Raw genomic sequence first — 19,197 nt, 5'->3', positions numbered from 1 at the left:
GGCCGACGCCTCACCCGGCCTCGTACACACCGGTCCGCCCGGCCTCGAATCTCCAGCCGCACCCGCTCTCGCACGAAACGGAGCCACTCCCCCATGACGACCTCCCCCGAAGCACCAAAGGATCGCGCGAACCCCCCTGAGGATTCCGCTGAATCATTGGTACAGCACGCCACTGACAACGGCGTCTCATGGATCACCCTGAACCGGCCCGAGGCCATGAACGCCCTCACCTGGGACCAGCGGGAACGCATCATGGCGCTGCTCGCCGACGCCTCCGCCGACCCCGGCGTGCGCGCCGTCGTGATCACCGCGACCGGCAAGGGCTTCTGCGCGGGGGCCGATCTGCGCGGAACCCCCAGCCAAGGGGCCACCGGCGGTGAGCGTGTGCCCGGGGACGTCGCCCGCACCATCAAGCGCGGCGCCCAGCGCTTCATCGCGTCGATCCTGGACTGCGAGAAGCCGGTGATCGCCGCCGTCAACGGCACGGCCGCCGGGATCGGCGCGCACCTCGCGTTCGCCTGCGATCTCGTCATCGCCGCCGAACAGGCCAAGTTCATCGAGGTGTTCGTGCGCCGCGGGCTGGTGCCGGACGGGGGCGGGGCCTATCTGCTGCCCCGGCTCGTCGGGCCGCAGCGCGCCAAGGAGCTGATGTTCTTCGGGGACTCCCTGCCCGCGGTGGACGCCGAGCGGCTCGGGCTCGTCAACCGCGTCGTACCGGCGGAGGAGCTGGAGAAGACCGCGCGGGAGTGGGCGGAGCGGCTCGCGGCCGGGCCGACGCGGGCCATCGCGATGACCAAGCAGCTGGTCAACGCCTCGCTCGACGGGGACCGGGCCGCGGCCTTCGCGGCGGAGGCCGCGGCCCAGGAGATCAACATGACGACGGCGGACGCGCAGGAGGGCGTGGCGAGCTTCGTGGAGCGCAGGTCGCCCTCGTACAAGGGGCGTTGACGCCCAGGACCAGGTCGGGCAAAGGGGTTCTCAAGGCTTGGCCGAAGGGCCGTCCGGCCCTTCCAATCTGACGCACCGTCAGCTTCAATGGCTCCTGTGATGGGACACGCAGGGATGGCGGCCACCGTCGTCCGATACCTCAGGTCGGTCGGGGCCCCCACAGCGGCCGCTCCGGTGGAAGCTCTGCCGCGCCCGGAGCTGCGCGCGGTCCGCGACGACGAGCGGGCGCCGCTCGACCCGGGCGAATTCCGGCGCGTGCTCGGCAACTTCGCGACCGGCGTCACCGTCATCACGGCGCCCGCGACGGACGGCGCGCAGGGGCCCGCGGGCTTCGCCTGCCAGTCCTTCGCCTCGCTCTCGCTCGACCCGCCGCTGGTCTCCTTCATGGTCGCGCGCACGTCGACGACCTGGCCGCGGATCGCCCGCGCCGGCGTCTTCTGCGTGAACGTCCTCGGGGCCGACCAGGGCGAGCTGTGCCGGGGCTTCGCGGTCAGCGGCGCGGACAAGTTCGCCGGGGTCGAGCACGGCCCGTCCCCGGTCTCCGGCTCGCCCCGGCTCACCGGCGCCCCGGCGTGGATCGACTGCACCATCCACGCCGTGCACACCGGCGGCGACCATCTGATCGTGGTCGGCCGGGTGGACGCGCTCGGCGCCGAGGAGAGCGGCTCGCCGCTGCTCTTCCACAAGGGCACGTTCGGGCGGTTCACGCAGGGTTGAGGGTGCCCTCCGGCGTGCGGCGCCGGATGACGAGCGCCATCAGCGCCGCCGCCGCGCACAGCGCCCCGGAGGCCCACCAGACCACGTCGTACGAGCCGAGGGCGTCGCGCGCGACACCGCCGAGGAAGGCCACGAGGGCCGCGCCCAGCTGGTGCGAGGCGAGCACCCAGCCGAAGACGATGGCGCTGTCGTCGCCGTACTGCTCGCGGCACAGGGCGAGGGTCGGCGGGACGGTGGCCACCCAGTCGAGGCCGTAGAAGACGATGAAGAAGACCATCGGCGGGTGGACGGTGGCCTGCAGCAGCAGCGGCAGGAAGATCAGCGACACCCCGCGCAGCGCGTAGTAGACGGCGAGCAGCCTGCGTGCGTCGAAGCGGTCGGTGAACCAGCCGGAGGCGATCGTGCCGATGACGTCGAAGACGCCGATGACGGCAAGGAGGGACGCGGCCGCGGTGACCGGCATGTGGTGGTCGTGGGCGGCGGGCACGAAGTGGGTCTGCACCAGGCCGTTGGTGGAGGCGCCACAGATCGCGAAGGTCCCGGCGAGGAGCCAGAAGGGGCCGGTGCGGGCGGCCTGGAAGAGGACCGTGACGGCGCGGCGCGCGGCGCCGGTGACGGGCGGCGGCTTCGGTACGAACTCCTTCGCGCCGTAGGGCTTCAGGTCCACGTCCGCGGGGTGGTCGCGCAGCAGCAGCCATACGAAGGGGACGACCGCGAACGCGGCGAGGGCGACGGTCACGGCGGCGGGCCGCCATTCGTACCTGTCGACGATCCAGGAGAGCAGCGGCAGGAAGATCAGCTGGCCGGAGGCGGACGCGGCGGTGAGGATGCCGGTGACGAGGCCGCGCCGCTCGGTGAACCAGCGGTTGGTGACGGTCGCGGCGAAGGCGAGCGCCATCGAGCCGGAGCCGAGGCCGACCAGCAGGCCCCAGTAGAGCAGCAGTTGCCAGACGGCCGTCATCCATACGGTCAGGAGCGAGCCGAGGCCGATCACCATGAGGGCGATCGCGACGACCCTGCGGATGCCGAACCGGTCCATGAGCGCGGCGGCGAACGGCGCGGTGAGCCCGTACAGCGCGAGGTTGATGGAGACCGCGAGCCCGACCGTGCCGCGTGACCAGTGGAACTCCTGGTGCAGCGGGTCGATGAGCAGACCCGGGAGCGAGCGGAAGGCGGCGGCGCCGATGATCGTCACGAAGGTGACGGCGGCGACGAACCAGGCGCGGTGCACACGCCGGGAAGGGCGCCCCGCGCGCGGGAGGCCGCTCGGGGAGTTCTCGGCCTCCGGGGGCCCACCTGCTGTCTCGGTCCTTGTTGTCTGGGTCACGACATACAGGATCCGGCCGGGGACCGCGCCCATCGAGTGGCCCGAGGGCCAGCATTCGCTAGGATCGGGCCATGCCCTCGACCGTGACACCGCCGCGCCGACACCGTGTCGTCGTCCTCGCCCTGGACGGCGTCATCCCCTTTGAACTGGGCATTCCCCAAAGGATCTTCGGCCGCGCCCGGGACGCCGCGGGGCGGCGCCTCTACGAAGTGGTGACGTGCTCGATCCGGCCACCCGGCCCGGTCCGCACCGACGCCGACTTCGCGATCGTCGTCGAGCACGGACCACAGGCCCTGGCCACCGCGGACACGGTGATCGTCCCCGCCTCGTACGAACTGGGACCGGTCTACGAAGAGGGCCGCCTGACACCCGAACTGGCCGCCGCCCTGGCCCTGATCAGGCCGGGCACCCGGCTGCTCTCCATCTGCACCGGCGGCTACGTCCTGGCCGCCGCGGGCTATCTGGACGGCCGCCCCGCGACCACGCACTGGCACTCCGCCGAGCACTTCCAGCGGCTCTTCCCGAGCGTCCGGGTCGACGCGGACGTCCTGTTCATCGACGACGGCGACGTGCTGACCTCGGCCGGCGTGGCCTCCGGAGTCGACCTGTGCCTGCATGTCGTACGCCGGGACCACGGCACCGCCGTCGCCAACGAGGTGGCCCGGGTGACCGTCGTGCCGCCGCACCGCGACGGCGGCCAGGCCCAGTACGTCCAGCGGCCGGTCCCGGAGCCGCAGCTGGCCACCACGACGACCGCGCGCGCGTGGGCGCTCGGCCGCCTCCACGAGCCGCTCCAGCTGCGGGACATGGCCGAGCAGGAGTCCATGTCGGTGCGCACCTTCACGCGGCGCTTCCGCGAGGAGGTCGGCATCAGCCCCGGCCAGTGGCTCACCCAGCAGCGCGTGGAGCGGGCCCGGCACCTGCTGGAGTCCAGCGACCTGTCGGTCGACCAGGTGGCGCGGGACGCGGGCTTCGGGACGGCCCAGTCGATGCGGCAGCACTTGCAGGCGGCGCTGGGGGTCACGCCGACCGCGTACCGGAGGACGTTCCGCTCCGTCGGCGCCTGAGGAAAGCCATGAGGAATGCCATAAGGCCATAAGGCCATAAGGCAGGCTCTCCCCATGGTGGAGAACCTGCCTCATTCGAAAGACATTTACCGGGCCGTGTACCACTTCACGGCCTGCGTACGCTTCGGCCAGAAGTAGTCGCCCTCGTCAGGAATTCCGATCGAGGCGGTACCGGCATTCAGCGCCCTGTACTTGTATCCCTTGTGGACTTTCAGCTTGACCTTCGGGGACTTGCAGACCTTCTTGTTGTGGCAGCCGCCCAGGCCCTTGTCCGGCGAGACGTCCTTGAACTTGCCGTTCTTATAGGCGGAAAGACCCGCCTCCGGGCGCTGCACACTCCGCCTCTTGCTGCACTTCTGCCACCCCTGGGCATACACCTTGCCGTGGCTGCGCCAGACTTTCACGTAGTTCCGGCAGCCGTGGTACGACTTCCCGTGCCCCGTGGCCGCCTGGGCCCCGCCGCTGCCCGCGAACAGGCAGGCGAGCGCGACCGATCCGACGCCGATGCCCCGCAGAATTGTCTTCACTTATTCCTCCCGTGATGTGGTGCCGACGGAGACATTAGGGCAACTCGGCCCAGGCAAGGGAGAGTTCACGGGAGTTGACGAAGATTTGAAGTTTCAACTTGCACTTTTGTGCAATACGCGATCCCCATATGGGGCGCATTTGGGGACCGGTCGCACCTCCGCCACCGCCCCCACCACCGTCAGAACCAGGCTGAGACCGACCCCCGCGAGAATCGCCGTGGAAGGTGCGACCGCATTCAGCAGGGCGCCCGCGAGGGAGCCGCTCGCGGCGTAACCCGCGCCCACTGCCGCGTACATCACCGAGTAGCCCGCGGCGAGGGCGCTGGGCGGGAGGATCTCGCGGAGCATCAGGTTGCGCGTGAGCATCGCCCCGGCCTGGAAGAAGCCGGCGACGGCGAGCACGGCCGCCATCAGGACCGCCGAGGGGAGCACCGACACCAGGGCCACGCAGCCGGAGACCGTGAGCATCATGACCAGGCTCTGCGTGCGCAGACGGCCCGGCCAGCCGCGCAGCCCGTACACGAACGAGCCCACCCCGGAGCCGATCGCGAGCCCGGCGAGCAGCGGGCCCGCCCAGCCCACCTCGATGCCGCGCTGCTCCAGGAGCGCGGGCAGGACCAGCTCGGCGAGGGCCAGCATGGAGAGGCTGGCCGCGCCCGTCACGAACACCGGCCAGGCGCGCAGCAGCAGCCGCACCATGGACTCGCCGCCCCGGTCCGCCGCGTCGGCCGTCCACCCCGCGGGCAGCAGCCACAGGCCCGCCACCGAGGCGGCCATCAGGGCGGCGGCGAGCAGCAGCGGGAGGTTCGGCGCGGCACCGAGCGCGAGCCCCGTCGCGGCGGCCGGTGCGACGGCCCAGATCGCGAAGGTCAGCATCGACTCCGTGGACAGCGCCTGGGCGACCGCCCGGTCCGGCACGACGCTGGTCAGCAGGGCCCGCAGGGCGCCCGGCGCGGCGGCGGGAGCGGCGCCCGCGCCGAAGGCGAGCGCCGCGAGGGCCACCGGGTGCGCGTGCGGCAGGGCGCCGAGCGCCCCGAAGCAGAGCGCCCCGAGGGCGAGGCCCACGGCGAGCGGCCGCCGGGCCCGCTCGGCGCGCATGCGCAGGCCGAGCAGCGGGGCGCCGACGATCTCGCCGATCACATACGCCGCGGCGAGCATCGCGCCCAGGCTGTAGCCGCCGGGGCGCTCGCGGACGAGGAAGACGAGGGCGAGCGGCGCCATCGCGACCGGCATCCGCGCGCCCACGGACACGGCGGCCCAGACGAACACGGGCTTGGAGGCGACGTCGCGGTAGCTCATGGGGCGACGTTAGGCGAGCCCACTGACAAGCCCCACCGGTTTTCCACAGGCCCCGCCTCCCGAGAAGAGCCGGGCCTCAGAACGTCAGCACGCCCCGCGCCACCTTCCCCGCGTGCAGGTCGTCGACGGCCGCCCCGAACTCCTCCACCGCGTACGTCTTGGTGACCAGCTCGTCCAGGAGCAGCCGCCCCTCCTGGTAGAGCCGCGCGTACAGCGCGAAGTCGTGCTGGGGGCGCGAACTCCCGTACCGGCAGCCGAGGATGGACTTGTCGAGGAACATCTCGGCGGGCACGAAGCTCGCCTCCGCCTTCGGGGGCGTCATGCCGAGCAGGACCGCCTGGCCGTGCCGGTCGAGGAGGTCGACGGCCTGCCGGATCAGCTCGGTGCGGCCCACGCACTCGAAGGCGTGGTCGGCGCCGGTCGGCAGGATCTCCCGTACGCCCTCCGTGGAGGTGAGGAAGTGCGTGGCGCCGAACTGGCGGGCGGCCGCCTCCTTGTCGGGGTTGGCGTCGACCGCGACGATCGTCGAGGCGCCCGCGATCCGGGCGCCCTGAAGGACGTTGAGGCCGATGCCGCCGGTGCCGATGACGACCACGGAGTCGCCGCGGCCCACCCGCGCGCGGTTGAGCGCGGCGCCCACGCCCGTGACGACGCCGCAGCCGATGAGCGCGGCGGACGTCAGCGGGATGTCCGGGGAGATCTTCACCGCCTGCACGGCCTTCACCACCGTCCGCTCCGCGAACGCCGAGTTCGCCGCGAACTGGTAGACCGGCTTCCCGCCCCGTGTGAACGGCTGGTCGGGCATGCCGATGGCCTTGCGGCACATGGTGGGGCGGCCCTTGCTGCACTCCGCGCACGCCCCGCAGTTGGCGATCGTGGACAGTGCCACATGGTCCCCGGCCGCCACATGCGTCACCCCGGAGCCGACCGCCTCCACGACCCCGGCGCCCTCGTGCCCGAGCACCACGGGCGGCGGGAACGGAATCGTCCCGTCGATCACCGAGAGGTCGCTGTGGCAGAGCCCGGCCGCCGCGATGGCGACGAGGACCTCGCCGGGACCCGGGTCGCGTATCTCCAGGTCGTCGACGACCTCCGCCTGCTTCCCGTCGAACACCACGCCCCTCATGCGCAGCCACCCCTCATCTCGGCTCCCTCGGTAGGCCGAGCACCCGCTCGGCGATGATGTTCCGCTGAATCTCGTCCGAGCCGCCGTAGATCGTGTCGGCCCGGGTGAACAGGAAGAGCCGTTGCAGGGCGTCGAGTTCGTACGGGGTCTCGGCGGACCAGTCCGCGGGGCCGACCGTCGCGCCCGCCCCCCGTACCGCCATCGCCAGCTCGCCCAGGCGCTGGTGCCAGCCGCCCCACAGCAGCTTGGCGACGCTCGGCGCGCCGCCGTCACCGGCGCCCGAACCACCCAGCGTGCGCAGGGCGTTCCAGCGCATCACGCGCAGCTCGGCCCACTGCCGCACCAGCCGGTCGCGCAGCACCGGGTCCTCCGCCGCGCCCGAGCCGACCGCCTCCCGCACGACGCCCGCCAGCTCCTCGGCGAAGCCGATCTGCTGCACGAGCGTGGACACGCCCCGCTCGAAGCCGAGCAGGCCCATCGCGACGCGCCAGCCGTTGCCGTCGCCCCCCACGACATGAGCGGCACGCGCGCGTGCACCGTCGAAGAAGACCTCGTTGAACTCGCTCGTGCCCGTCAACTGCCGGATGGGGCGCACCTCGATGCGGCCCGGCTGGTCCATCGGCACCAGCAGGAAGGACAGCCCCTTGTGGCCGCGCGAGCCCGCCTCGGTGCGGGCGAGCACGAAGCACCAGTCCGCCTCGTGCGCGAGCGACGTCCACACCTTCTGGCCGCTGATCCGGTACGTGTCTCCGTCCCGCACCGCCGCCGTGCGCAGCCCCGCGAGGTCGGAGCCGGCGCCCGGCTCGCTGTAGCCCTGGCACCACAGGGCGTCCCCGCGCGCGATGGGCGGCAGGAACTCGGCCTTCTGCTCCTCGCTGCCGTGGGCGAGCAGGGTGGGGGCCAGGAGGTTCTCGCCGATGTGACCGTAGCGGCCGGGTGCCCGCACGCGCGCGTACTCCTCGGCCCAGACGACCTGCTGGGTGAGCGTGGCCCGCCGGTTGCCGTAGGCGCCCTCGGGGGCGTCCCAGCCGATGCCGATCCAGCCGCCGCGCCCCAACTCCCGCTCCCAGGCGCGCCGTCCGGCCCCGCCCTCGTGCTCGCTGCCGGGACCGCCGCGCCCGCGCACGGCGGCGAACTCGTCCGTCAGATGCTCTTCGAGCCAGGCACGCGCGCGCGTACGGAACGCCTCGTCGTCGGCTCCGAAGCTGAACTCCACGGCCGGGCCTACGCGTTCGGTCGTTCTTTGTTGGCCGCCGCCTTCGCCATGGCCTCCAGCTGGGCCAGCATCGGCATCGGGTCGGTGCCCACCGTCCCGGGCAGGAAGTCGGCGATCTTCTCGGGCGTCCAGGAGCCGTCCGCGTATCCGGCGCGCAGCTCGCGCGGCTGCGCCCACACCGCGATCTTGGGTCCGGCGATCGTGTAGACCTGCCCGGTGATCTTCTCCTCGCGGGCGCGGTCGCTGAGCAGATAGGTGACGAGCGCCGCGACGTCCTCCGGCTCCCCGATCTCCTTGAGCTCCATCGGGACGTTGGCGGACATGCGGGTGCGGGCGACGGGCGCGACGGCGTTGGCGGTCACCCCGTACTTGTGGAGGCCGAGCGCGGCGCTGCGCACCAGGGAGATGATCCCGCCCTTGGCGGCGCTGTAGTTGGCCTGCGCGACGGAGCCCTGGTGGTTGCCGCTGGTGAAGCCGATGAGGGTGCCCGAGCCCTGCTTGCGCATGACGGCGGAGGCGGCCCTGAAGAGGGTGAAGGTGCCCTTCAGGTGCGTCGCGAGGACCGGGTCCCACTCCGCCTCGGACATGTTGAACAGCATCCGCTCGCGCAGGATCCCGGCCACGCAGACGACGCCGTCGATGCGCCCGAACTGCGCGAGCGCGGTGTCGACGACCCGCTGGCCGCCCGCCATCGTGGAGATGTCGTCGGCGACCGCGACGGCCTCTCCACCGGCCGCCTCGATCTCCTTGACGACGGCCTCGGCGACCTCGCTGGTGGGCTCGGCACCCTCCATCGAGACCCCGTAGTCGTTCACGACGACCTTCGCCCCCTCGGCGGCGGCGGCGAGTGCCACCGCCCTTCCGATGCCACGACCGGCACCGGTCACGGCGACGACCTTGCCTGCCAAGAAGTTCCCCACGTCCGGCCCCTTCCCGCGGTTTCTGACGGACCGTTAGATTCTATGACCCGTCAGATACTCGAAGACAAGCCCTCGGGGAGGACTCATATGCCACTACCGCCCGAGTTCCACGACATCGCCAAACGCGTGAACAACTGGGGGCGTTGGGGGGCGGACGACGAGATCGGCACCCTGAACCTGATCACCGACGAGGTCGTACGGGAGGCCGCGGCCACCGTGCGCACCGGGCGCCGCGTCCCGCTCGCGCTGCCCCTCAAGGAGGACGGCGTGCAGTCCGGGCTGATCCCCGGCCGGATCAACCCCCTGCACACCATGGTCCAGATCAACCAGGAGATCTTCGGCCCCGGCACGGTCGCCACCAGCGACGACGCCGTGACCATGGGCCTCCAGGCGGCCACCCACTGGGACGCGCTCACCCATGTCTCGCACTCGGGCAAGCTCTACAACGGCCGCCCCGCCGACACCATCACGGCCCACCGGGGCGCCGAGTTCAGCGGCATCGACAAGGCCCCGCACATCGTCTCGCGCGGCGTCCTGCTGGACGTGGCCCGCGCGAAGGGCCTCGACCGGCTGCCCGGCGACCACGCGGTCACGCCCGAAGACCTGGACGAGGCGGCGGAGTTCGGCCGAGTGAGCGTGCGCGCGGGCGACATCGTGCTGGTCCGCACGGGGCAGGTGCAGGTCTATCTGGCGGGCGACAAGCACGGGTACGGCTTCCCGTCACCCGGCCTGTCCGTGCGGACGCCCGAGTGGTTCCACGCGCGCGACGTCGCCGCCGTCGCCAACGACACCCTGACCTTCGAGATCTTCCCGCCGGAGATCGAGAACCTGTGGCTGCCGGTGCACGCGCTCGACCTGGTCGAGATGGGGATGCTGCAGGGCCAGAACTGGGATCTGGAAAAGTTGTCCACAGCCTGTGGGGAAATCGGCCGCCACGACTTCCTGCTCTCCGCGATGCCCGAGCCGTTCGTCGGCGGGACGGGGACGATGGTGGCTCCGGTGGCGGTGTTCTAGCGGCTCCGCACGTCCTGGAGGCCCTGCCTGGAAGGGAGTTCGGGTGGCGGCACACCGGCGTCCGCCCCGAGCACGCTGCCGCGCACGCCGCCATCCGACTCCGGCGACAGGCCCTGCCCCTCTGTCCGACCCCGGAGAGAGAGGCTGACGCCGAATGGCGATCCACACTCGCCAAGGACCTCCGTCACCGAGCACCCTCGACATCCCCTCGCGGCGAATCGCTGCACACAAGCGTGATCAATCGGACACGGTACGTCAACACCCGTCCGGGGGTTCGCCCTTGTTTGTCCGATTCAGCGGGGCTCGCACATGGCCGCGCATCGAGGCACAGACAGGGCGCATGCGCGGCGCGGGGACGGCAAAACGGGAAGAACTCCCGTACGGGGCCGACAACGCCGCCGGAACCGTCAGACGGTCTCGTACGCGACGTCCTCGTACGTCACGCCGCCGAACGCCATCGCGGCGGCGCCCGGCTCGCACCGGTCCACCTCGCACCAGATGCTCTTGCCGGTGCCCTCGGGCTGCCAGCCCCAGCGGTCCGCCAGGCCGTCGACCAGCTCCAGGCCGCGGCCGTTGGTCTCCTCGTCGTCCGCGTGCCGGGGGCTGGGCGGCCGGGCGCTGGTGTCGGCGACCTCGACCCGCACGGTGCCCGTGGAGTCCTCCGGGACGCCCGGCAGCCGCATGCGCAGCACCGCCGGACAGCCCGTGTGCACAACGGCGTTGGTGACCAGCTCGGAGATCAGGAGGATCAGCGTCTCCGCCAGTGGCTCGTCGGCCTCTATTCCCGAGACGGCCAGCCGCGAACGGGCCCATCTACGGGCCCGACCCACCTCCGCGGGGTCGGGCCTGACCTCCAGCTGAACTTGAAGCACCTGCACCGCTCACACCATCCGAACCGGCGGACACATCGCCTCGCGACTCCACGGGGTCACGGAACGTGATCCCCTTGGGAGACAGCATGGTTGACGTTCAGTCACCCCAACAAGCGCTTCGGGCATATTCCAGCGCGAAGGAGTACGCGTGCGGCATACTGTGCGACGCGCGCCGCAGGGGGTCGAACAGGCGGGCGCGAGGCCCTGTCCTGCGCTGCGAATGACGCGCACTGCCGGGTCCGGAGCCGCCTCAGGGGCAACACCGGCATGGCTCGGCCTCAGAACCACTCGCATCCCACACAAGGTACCCGAGCGGGGCGCCGACTCCATGCCGTGACGAGTCACGCGTAGGACACAACCCGATATCGACGCTCAGTAGCCTTCACCGAATTCACCGACTCCACAAGTCGGCCACGGTCCGCACATCCCGCGCCACCGACCGTCACTCAGAACAGCCAGGCAAGGTAGCCGAAAACCGCCATTCCGGCCACCGAGGTCAGCGCGGTCCACTTCACGACCCGGGCCGCCCAGGTGCCGCTCAGCGCGGCGCGGATCGCCTCCGCGCCGTGTGCGGCCGGGCGCGGGCTGATGCCGCTCACCGCGACGGCGAACGCGGGCGCCGCGAGCAGCAGCCCGAGGAAGGCCATGACCAGGAAGCCCCAGCTGTGCCCGTGGCCGACCTCGACGTACTCGCTGCCGCTGCGGCTGACGTCGACGGAGTCCTCGGGCCGCGCGTCACGGGACTTCACCTGCGCGTCCACGTCACGCGCGCCGCTGTCGGCTGCGTGGAAGGTGCCGCGGCACCAGCGGGTGTCCGAGTGGCCCCGGCCGCCCGAGGACTGCCGGCACTCCTCGACCTCGATGGTGCCGCGCGTGCCCACGTACCCGGCGGCGGTCGCGGCCTTGGCCACGCCGAGGCCGCAGACGGTCAGCGTCACCAGGAGCATGACGACGCCGAGTGCACGCCCGCCCACGGTGGGCCCCGTCGAGGGCGCGAGGTCGGGGCCGAGTGACATGGACAGGGACCCTACGACACGGCGTTCACAGGGCCGCGGCCAGCTCCTCCTCCGCGTCCCGGGCCGTGCGTCCCAGCTCGGCGCGGACCCAGGCCCGCTTCAGGTGGAGGTGGACGTCCGCCTCCCATGTGAAGCCCATGCCGCCGTGCACCTGGAGGCAGTCGCGGGCATTGCGGACCGCGGCCTCGTCGGCGAGCAGCTTCGCGGCCGACGCCTCCAGGGCGTCCCCGGTCACGGCCGCCGCGTACACGGCCGCGCGGGCCACCTCGGCGCGCACCAGCATCTGCGCGCACAGGTGCTTGACCGCCTGGAAACCGCCGATGGGCTGCCCGAACTGCGCCCGCTCCTTGGCGTATTGGACCGCGAGCTCCTGGGTGCGGCTCGCGCTGCCGAGCTGTTCGGCGGCGGTGAGCAGGGCGGCTTCGGGCGACGGCCGCTCCTGCTGCTCCGGCACCCGGTGCAGGGGGGTCAGCGGGTCGAGGGAGCGGATGGCGGTGGCGGCGCCTGCGTCCCCCCGTACGACATCGGCGGCCTCCAGCCACGGCACCAGCGTGCCCTCGACGGCGGTCACCACCGTGTCGCCGGTGGCCGCTCCCTCGACGGCGCCCGCCGCGAGGTGCGTGGCCACCAGAGGTCCCGGCAGCAGGACCCGGCCCGCCTCCTCGAAGGCGAGCACCGCCTCCGGGAGCCCGAGCCCCACGCCCCCCTCGGCCTCCGGGAGCCGCAGCGCGAAGAACCCGGCGTCCGCGAGCTCCCGCCACAGCTCCCGGTCCAGGGCGGGGGCCTCGGTGGTGTCCACGGCGGCCCGCAGCGCCTCGCGGCCGAACCGGCCCTCCAGGAGGTTGCGCACACCCGCCTTCAAGTCCCGCTGGTCCTGCGTGAGTTGGAAGTCCACGCGGCTCCTCACCGCCCCTTCGGCAGGCCGAGGATGCGCTCGGCCACGATGTTCTGCTGGATCTGCGAGGTCCCTGCGGCGATGGTGTACGAGAGCGAGGAGAGCCGGTCGAGGACCCACTCGTGGTCCAGGTCGAGCCCGGCCGCGCCGAGGACCTCGCCCGCCGCCTCGTACAGCTCCTGGCGGGCGTGCGAGTAGCGCAGCTTGAAGACCGAGCCGCCGATGCCGGGGACGCCTCCGGTGCGCTGCGCCTCGCTCACGTTCCACTGCGTGAGCCGCCACAGGGCGGCGAACTCGGCGCTGAGGCGGCCGAGGCGGCGGCGCAGCACCGGGTCGTCCCAGCGGCCGTTGCGCCGTGCCTCGCGGGCGAGTTCACCGAGGACGCGGCGGCAGGCCACGACCTCGCCGACGAAGGCCGTGCCGCGCTCGTACGACAGCGTCACCATCGTCACGCGCCAGCCGTCGTTCTCGGCGCCGACGCGGTTCGCGACGGGCACGCGCACCTCGTCGAGGAAGACCTCCGCGAACTCGGTGGAGCCCGCGAGCGTGCGCAGCGGGCGGACCGTGATGCCGGGGGCGTCCATGGGCATGCCGAGCCAGGTGATGCCCTTGTGCTTGGGCGTGGTCTCGCTCACCGGTGTCGTGCGCACCAACAGCTCGCACCAGTCGGCCACTTCGGCGTGCGAGGTCCAGATCTTGGACCCGCTCACCACGTAGTCGTCGCCGTCCCGCCACGCGCGCGTGCGCAGCGACGCGAGGTCGCTGCCGGCGTCCGGTTCGCTGAAGCCCTGGCACCACACCTCGTCGCCGCGCAGCACGGGCGGCAGCCAGCGCGCCCGCTGTTCGGCGGTGCCTTCGGAGGCGATGGTCGGGCCGGCGTGCAGCAGTCCGACGAAGTTGGCGCCTACGTAGGGGGCGCCCGCGCGTTCGGTCTCCTCCAGGTAGATGAGGTGCTGCGTCGGTGTCGCGCCCCGGCCGCCCGCGTCGACGGGCCAGTGCAGGCCCGCGTATCCGGCGTCGTACAGCATGCGCTGCCAGCCCAGGTCGTAGGCGCGGCGGCCAGGCCAGTCGGCGGGGGACGGCTTGGGCGGGAGCCCGGGGAGCGCCTTGCCGAGCCACTCGCGCAGGCGCGCCCTGAACTCCTCTTCCTCTTCCGTGTATGTGAGGTCCATGCGCACCCTTCTGACGACCCGTCAGAACGCAGGCTAGCCCCGCACCCCTGGACCGACAAGGCGCGGAGCTCTACTCTCTCGGCACGACCTGACAGACCGTCAGCTAACGCGGATGCTTACGCGAAGGGGGCGCAGTGAACGACACCGCACACGCGCTGGGTGCGTCGCGCACCCTCTGGGAGCTCATCGAGCGCCGGGCCGCACTCACCCCCGACGCCCCCGTCCTGATCCAGGCCGCCGCGGACCCCGCGGACGACCGCACGCTCACCTTCGGCGGCCTGCGCGACCGCTGCGAGCGGGTCGCCGCAGGGCTCCACGACAGGGGCGTGCGCCCCGGCACGGTGGTCGCCTGGCAGCTGCCCACACGCATCGAGACGGCCGTCCTGTCCTTCGCGCTCGCCCGCATCGGCGCGGTCCAGTCGCCGGTCATCCCCTTCTACCGGGACCGCGAAGTCGGCTTCGCGCTACGGGAGTCGAAGGCGGAGTTCTTCGCGACGCCGGGCACCTGGCGCGGCTTCGACCATACGGAGATGGCGCACCGCCTCGGCGCGCGCGGCGTCTTCGAGGCGTACGACTCGCTGCCGGAGGGCGACCCGGCCGTCCTGCCGCCCCCGCCCGCCGACGGCACGGCGGTGCGCTGGATCTACTGGACCTCGGGGACGACGTCCGACCCCAAGGGCGTGCTGCACACGGACCGTTCGCTGATCGCGGGCGGCTCCTGCCTCGCCCACGCGCTGCACCTGGAACCGTCCGACGTCGGCTCGATGGCCTTCCCCTTCGCCCACATAGCGGGCCCCGACTACACCGTGATGCTCCTCCTGTACGGGTTCCCCGCCGTCATGTTCGAGCAGTTCGCGCTGCCCGCGGCGCTCGACGGCTACCGGCGCCACGGGGTCACGGTCGCGGGCGGCTCGACGGCGTTCTACTCCATGTTCCTCGCGGAGCAGCGCAAGCTCCCGGAGGGCGAGAAGGTCATCCCCTCCCTCCGCCTCCTCGCGGGCGGCGGCGCCCCGAAGCCGCCCGAGGTCTACCACGCCGTCGTACGCGAGATGGGCGTCCAACTCACCCACGGCTACGGCATGTCCGAGGTCCCCATGATCACGATGGGCGCCCCCGACGACACCCCGGAGAACCTGGCGACGACCGAGGGCAGGCCCCCGGCAGCCATGGAGATCCGCATCACGGACGCGGACGGCAAGCAGCTCCCCTTCGACGTGGACGGCGAGGTGCGGCTGCGCGGGGAGGCGGTCTGCCAGGGCTATCTCGACCCCGTGCAGAGCGCCGAAGTGTTCGACGCGGACGGCTTCCTGATCACCGGCGACCTCGGGCACCTCAAGGAGACGGGCCATCTGGTCCTGACCGGCCGGGCCAAGGACATCATCATCCGCAAGGGCGAGAACATCTCCGCCAAGGAGATCGAGGACCTGCTGCACCAGCACCCCGCGGTGGGCGACGCGGCGGTCATCGGCCTGCCCGACCCGGAGCGCGGCGAACGCGTCTGCGCCGTCGTCGAACTGCGTGACGGCGCGGGGGAGTTGACCCTCGGCGCCGTCACGGACTACCTGCGCGGGCAGGGCCTGTCCACGTACAAGCTGCCGGAGCAGCTGGAGGTGGCGGACGCGCTGCCGCGCAACGAGACGCTGCGCAAGGTGCTCAAGTACAAGCTGCGCGAGCGGTATTCGGCGTAGGGGGCGCGGGGCCTGTCCGGCGGACAGGCCCCGGCGCGGGCGGGCGGGTCTACTCGGGGACCGTGAAGTACGCGGCGAACGCGGCCACGAACTCCGGCTCCAGGATCCGGCCGTCCCCGTCCGAGTCCAGGCCCGCGGCGACGGCGTCGGCCACCTCGGCCTGCACGCCGAGGGCCTTGAGGGCGCGGGCGGCCTCCTGCGGGCTGGCCGCGCCGTCCGCGTCCGCGTCGGCGACCGCGATCACGGCGTCGAGGAAGGGGCGCGCGATCTCGGCGAACCGCTCGGGGTTGTCGCGCAGCCGCTTCACGGCGCCGCCGACGAACTCCTCGCGGGTGATGCGCTGGTCCCCGTCGCGGTCGGCGATGCCCGCCATGCCCTGCCAGAAGGCCTCGGCACCGATGTAGAGGGCCTGCCCTTGCTCGGAGCGCGCCTTGGTGCCGAACTCGGCGAGTACCGCTTTGGCCGCCGCGCTGAAGTCCTCACGGTCGATGTAGCCGTTGCCGTCCTGGTCGAAGGTGGCGAAACGGGCTGCGATCTTTCGCTCGTACTCGGCACTGTCCATGGTGTTCGGGCCGCCTCACTTCCGCGGTTGGGTCCGTGCGAGCCGACCTGTCTCAGCTGGCACTTTGTCTGCAAGGAGCGTACGTCGCCGCAGGCGGCCGCAGCCGCGAAAACGGGGATTGTGTCAGGGCTGGGACACGGTGTGCGCCAAGTCGTCGAGGAGGACGCCCGGTTATGCCGGAGAAGACACCCCGTCACGCCGACAGCGGGGCCGCGCCCTCGTCCAGCGCCGCCGCCACGTCCGGGTAGACCTCGAAGAGGCGGCGCACGCCCAGGGCCGCGAGGACGCGGTTGACGTGGGAGCCGTCGACGGCGCCCTGCGCGGGCAGGATCAGGCGCAGCCGGCCCCGGCAGGAGCGGATGAGGCGACGGGTCGCGATGAGGACGCCGACGCCGCTGGAGTCGCAGAAGAGCACTTCGGACAGGTCGAGGACGAGGCTGCGGCGGCCGTCGGCGACGGCGTCGTGGACGCGCTGACGCACCCGGGGGGAGGTCACCAGGTCCATCTCGCCCGACACCCGCAGGACGGACCATCCGTCCTGCTCGCCCACCGTCACCTTGAGCGTCACGCCATGCCTCCCGCTCGCTGATCCGGAAGCCGTCCTTACGCTTCCACTGCGCGGCTGCCCCGCCGCCGACCCGCGAAACGCCGCGCCGTTCGACGCCCCGCGATGCTCACATCTGTGAAGTTCTATGAAACACCAGTGTGCTGTGTACCGTGCGCCCCCTATCATCCCGGGCCCACGAGCCGCCTCCAGAACGCGTGCATTGCCGTAAACCAGGGCCCGTTGTCAGTGATGGCGACTACATTCGAGAGAACGGTGAGGGCACGGCGAGCGCAGAGAGGGGGGCCGCATGCCGAAGGACGCGCCGCGTCGCTGGGACCGCCGGATGCAGCAGCGCCTCGCACACGGAGAGGCCGCGGCGCTCGGGGAGCTCTACGACAAGTTCGCCTCGCTCGTCCACGGCCTGGCCCACCGGGTGCTCGGCGAGGAGCAGGGCGCCGACCGCATCACCCGCGAGGTCTTCACCCACGTCTGGGAGAACCCGGAGGCGTACGACCCCAAGCAGGGCCCCCTCCGCTCCTGGATCGCCACGCTCGCCCACCAGCTCGCCGTGAAGCGGCTGCGCCAGACCGAGTCCGCGGCGCTCGCCCGCGGCGGCGGGGGCAGCACGGAGGAGCTGGAGCGCAAGGTCCGCCGCGCCTCCGCGGCCGCCCGCGCCGACTACATCGTCACCGCGATGCCCGCCCCCTTGCGGGCCGCCCTGGAGCTCGCCTACTTCCAGCGGCGCGACTACCGCCAGGCCGCCCTCGACCTCGGCGTCACCGAGGACGAGGCCCGGCGCAGGCTCCGCCTCGGCCTCCAGCTCCTGTCCACGGCCCACGACACCGGCCAGGCCGAGAGCCCCGACACCACCCCGGGGTACGGGAGGGCGCTGTGAGCCGGGCCGACGGGGCCGACCGGCCGGATCCGTACGAGGAGCCGGGCGGCACCGGAGCCGGCGGGCGCGGTGACGACGGTCACGGTGACGCCGGTCACGGCGACGGGGACGGCCACGGCGGTGGCGGCGACGGCGGCTTCGGGGCGGCCGGCGACGACGAGTCCGCCCCGCGCATACCGGCTCCCCGCACCTCCATAGAGGACACCGGCCGGCCCCTGCCGCCCACCCCGCTCGTCCTCGACCACCCGGTCCTCAAATCCCTGCTCGGCGCCTGGGCGCTGTCCGCCTGCTCCGCGGAGGAGGCCGCCGCCGTGGAGGAGCACCTGGGCGGGTGCGGGCCCTGCGCGGAGGAGGCGCTGCGGCTGCGGGACGCCGTGGGCCTGCTGCACCCCGAGGAGAGCCTCGACCTCGACCCGGGTCTTCGGGGCCGCGTCCTGGAGAGCTGCCTCGGGCGCCGCCCGCCCCGCATCCCGGTGCCCGAGTGGGCCGCCCCGTACGACGCGGAGACGGCCCGGCTCGACGCCCTGCTCCAGGACATCGGAGACGCGGAGTGGCACGCGCCGGTCCGGCTGAGATGGTTCGAGGGGGAAGGCCCGGTCTCCCGGAAGACGACGGTCGCCGGGGTCATCGCGCACCTCCTCGCCGTCGACGGCCTGGTCGGCCTCGCCCTCGGCCTGACCGACCCGCTGGCCCACGCCTCGGGCGGCGGCGGCCCCGCGGAGCGCACGGAGGCTTACTGGCGGGCCGCGTCCTCGTCCGGCTACCCGCCCACGCGCGCGGTGCGCGGGCCCTGGCGGGAGCAGACCCACGAGCTGATCCGCACGGTGTCGTTCGCGGGCGGGGGCTCGGGCCGCCTGACCGTGCCGTACGGGACGCACGGCGCCGAACTGCCGCTGCGGGACTCGATGGTGGACCGCGCCTTCGAGTGCTGGATCCACGCGGGCGACATCGCGGACGCCGTCGACTACCCGTACGAGCCGCCCTCCCCGCGCCACCTCCACGTGATGATCGACCTGGCCGCGCGGCTGCTCCCCGACACCCTCGCGGGCCGGCGCCGCGCGGGGCTCGCGGCACCCTCGCGCGAGCTGGTCGCGGCGGGGGCGCCCGGGCGCAGCCTGCGCCTGGAGGTCGAGGGGGCGGGCGGGGGCGAGTGGCTCATCCCCCTCGACTCCCCCGGGGCGGTGCCGTCACCGGAGGAGGAGGTGGCCCATGTCGCCCTGGACGGCGTGGAGTTCTGCAAGCTGGCCGCGGGCCACGTATCGCCTCAGGAGGCGGCGACCGGGCAGGTGGGTGACCGGGAGGCCATCCGGGACGTGCTGTTCGCTGCCGCGTCGTTGAGCCGGATGTAGGCGCGGCATCCGGGCTGCCGCGCCTTGCCTCGTCGCCGGG

Annotated in this window: 19 protein-coding genes; 7 read left to right on the top strand and 12 right to left on the bottom strand. The window is 72.6% G+C overall.

What is annotated here, in order from left to right; translation table 11 throughout:
- Positions 1–93: 93 nt before the first annotated feature.
- Entirely contained in the window at positions 94–948 is an 855-nt protein-coding gene (locus tag ACQB60_RS12110; protein ID WP_496925912.1) for an enoyl-CoA hydratase/isomerase family protein, read from the top strand.
- Positions 949–1,035: 87 nt separating this feature from the next.
- Positions 1,036–1,665 carry a flavin reductase family protein gene (locus ACQB60_RS12105; protein ID WP_496925911.1) on the top strand — a complete coding sequence of 210 codons (630 nt, stop codon included), beginning with the start codon at positions 1,036–1,038 and terminating at the stop codon, positions 1,663–1,665.
- On the opposite strand, the gene ACQB60_RS12100 is transcribed toward ACQB60_RS12105, so the two are convergent.
- Positions 1,652–2,992, bottom strand: a complete 1,341-nt coding sequence (locus ACQB60_RS12100) for an MFS transporter (RefSeq protein WP_496925910.1) — start codon at positions 2,990–2,992, stop codon at positions 1,652–1,654. The genes ACQB60_RS12105 and ACQB60_RS12100 overlap by 14 nt on opposite strands.
- Before the next feature lie 71 nt (positions 2,993–3,063).
- Here ACQB60_RS12100 and ACQB60_RS12095 point away from each other — a divergent pair, with 71 nt between their 5' ends.
- Positions 3,064–4,059 carry a GlxA family transcriptional regulator gene (locus tag ACQB60_RS12095; protein WP_496925909.1) on the top strand — a complete coding sequence of 332 codons (996 nt, stop codon included), beginning with the start codon at positions 3,064–3,066 and terminating at the stop codon, positions 4,057–4,059.
- 86 nt (positions 4,060–4,145) lie between these two features.
- Here the strand turns inward: ACQB60_RS12095 and ACQB60_RS12090 are convergent, their stop codons facing one another.
- The 5 genes from ACQB60_RS12090 to ACQB60_RS12070 form a co-directional block, all read right to left on the bottom strand.
- Complete coding sequence (locus tag ACQB60_RS12090) at positions 4,146–4,586, bottom strand: hypothetical protein (RefSeq protein WP_496925908.1); 441 nt, start codon at positions 4,584–4,586, stop codon at positions 4,146–4,148.
- A gap of 93 nt (positions 4,587–4,679) precedes the next feature.
- Positions 4,680–5,885 carry an MFS transporter gene (locus tag ACQB60_RS12085; protein WP_496925907.1) on the bottom strand — a complete coding sequence of 402 codons (1,206 nt, stop codon included), beginning with the start codon at positions 5,883–5,885 and terminating at the stop codon, positions 4,680–4,682.
- Between the two features lie 76 nt (positions 5,886–5,961).
- On the bottom strand, positions 5,962–7,011 hold the full coding sequence (locus ACQB60_RS12080) for a Zn-dependent alcohol dehydrogenase (RefSeq protein WP_496925906.1): 1,050 nt from the start codon (positions 7,009–7,011) through the stop codon (positions 5,962–5,964).
- 13 nt (positions 7,012–7,024) lie between these two features.
- Complete coding sequence (locus ACQB60_RS12075; protein WP_496925905.1) at positions 7,025–8,227, bottom strand: acyl-CoA dehydrogenase family protein; 1,203 nt, start codon at positions 8,225–8,227, stop codon at positions 7,025–7,027.
- Between the two features lie 8 nt (positions 8,228–8,235).
- A complete protein-coding gene (locus ACQB60_RS12070) occupies positions 8,236–9,147 on the bottom strand; it encodes an SDR family NAD(P)-dependent oxidoreductase (protein WP_496925904.1) in 912 nt (303 codons plus the stop codon).
- Between the two features lie 87 nt (positions 9,148–9,234).
- On the opposite strand from ACQB60_RS12070, the gene ACQB60_RS12065 reads away from it, so the two are divergent.
- Positions 9,235–10,161: a cyclase family protein gene (locus ACQB60_RS12065; protein ID WP_496925903.1), complete on the top strand. Its 927-nt coding sequence runs from the start codon at positions 9,235–9,237 to the stop codon at positions 10,159–10,161.
- Positions 10,162–10,568: 407 nt separating this feature from the next.
- Here ACQB60_RS12065 and ACQB60_RS12060 read toward each other — a convergent pair whose 3' ends face one another.
- The 4 genes from ACQB60_RS12060 to ACQB60_RS12045 all read right to left on the bottom strand — a co-directional run bounded on the left by ACQB60_RS12060 (position 10,569) and on the right by ACQB60_RS12045 (position 14,116).
- On the bottom strand, positions 10,569–11,039 hold the full coding sequence (locus tag ACQB60_RS12060) for an ATP-binding protein (protein WP_496925902.1): 471 nt from the start codon (positions 11,037–11,039) through the stop codon (positions 10,569–10,571).
- Positions 11,040–11,479: 440 nt separating this feature from the next.
- A complete protein-coding gene (locus tag ACQB60_RS12055) occupies positions 11,480–12,049 on the bottom strand; it encodes a hypothetical protein (RefSeq protein ID WP_496925901.1) in 570 nt (189 codons plus the stop codon).
- 25 nt (positions 12,050–12,074) lie between these two features.
- Positions 12,075–12,944 carry an acyl-CoA dehydrogenase family protein gene (locus ACQB60_RS12050; RefSeq protein WP_496925900.1) on the bottom strand — a complete coding sequence of 290 codons (870 nt, stop codon included), beginning with the start codon at positions 12,942–12,944 and terminating at the stop codon, positions 12,075–12,077.
- A gap of 8 nt (positions 12,945–12,952) precedes the next feature.
- On the bottom strand, positions 12,953–14,116 hold the full coding sequence (locus tag ACQB60_RS12045; protein ID WP_496925899.1) for an acyl-CoA dehydrogenase: 1,164 nt from the start codon (positions 14,114–14,116) through the stop codon (positions 12,953–12,955).
- A gap of 134 nt (positions 14,117–14,250) precedes the next feature.
- Between ACQB60_RS12045 and ACQB60_RS12040 the strand changes: the two genes are divergently transcribed.
- Positions 14,251–15,804, top strand: a complete 1,554-nt coding sequence (locus ACQB60_RS12040; RefSeq protein WP_496925898.1) for a class I adenylate-forming enzyme family protein — start codon at positions 14,251–14,253, stop codon at positions 15,802–15,804.
- 49 nt (positions 15,805–15,853) lie between these two features.
- Here the strand turns inward: ACQB60_RS12040 and ACQB60_RS12035 are convergent, their stop codons facing one another.
- Positions 15,854–16,366, bottom strand: coding sequence for an EF-hand domain-containing protein (locus tag ACQB60_RS12035; RefSeq protein WP_496925897.1), 513 nt, complete (start codon positions 16,364–16,366; stop codon positions 15,854–15,856).
- A gap of 193 nt (positions 16,367–16,559) precedes the next feature.
- Positions 16,560–16,934 carry an STAS domain-containing protein gene (locus tag ACQB60_RS12030; protein ID WP_496925896.1) on the bottom strand — a complete coding sequence of 125 codons (375 nt, stop codon included), beginning with the start codon at positions 16,932–16,934 and terminating at the stop codon, positions 16,560–16,562.
- 286 nt (positions 16,935–17,220) lie between these two features.
- Between ACQB60_RS12030 and ACQB60_RS12025 the strand changes: the two genes are divergently transcribed.
- Both ACQB60_RS12025 and ACQB60_RS12020 read left to right on the top strand, forming a co-directional pair.
- On the top strand, positions 17,221–17,808 hold the full coding sequence (locus tag ACQB60_RS12025) for a sigma-70 family RNA polymerase sigma factor (protein WP_496925895.1): 588 nt from the start codon (positions 17,221–17,223) through the stop codon (positions 17,806–17,808).
- Positions 17,805–19,157 carry a zf-HC2 domain-containing protein gene (locus ACQB60_RS12020; protein WP_496925894.1) on the top strand — a complete coding sequence of 451 codons (1,353 nt, stop codon included), beginning with the start codon at positions 17,805–17,807 and terminating at the stop codon, positions 19,155–19,157. Before ACQB60_RS12025 ends, ACQB60_RS12020 begins: the two co-directional genes overlap by 4 nt.
- Positions 19,158–19,197 lie beyond the last annotated feature (40 nt).

The sequence above is a fragment of the Streptomyces odontotermitis genome, assembly GCF_050510915.1.
In the GTDB taxonomy this organism is placed as follows: domain Bacteria; phylum Actinomycetota; class Actinomycetes; order Streptomycetales; family Streptomycetaceae; genus Streptomyces.
Note: the sequence above shows the minus strand (reverse complement) of the source record. Positions and strands in the feature narration are given on the sequence as shown.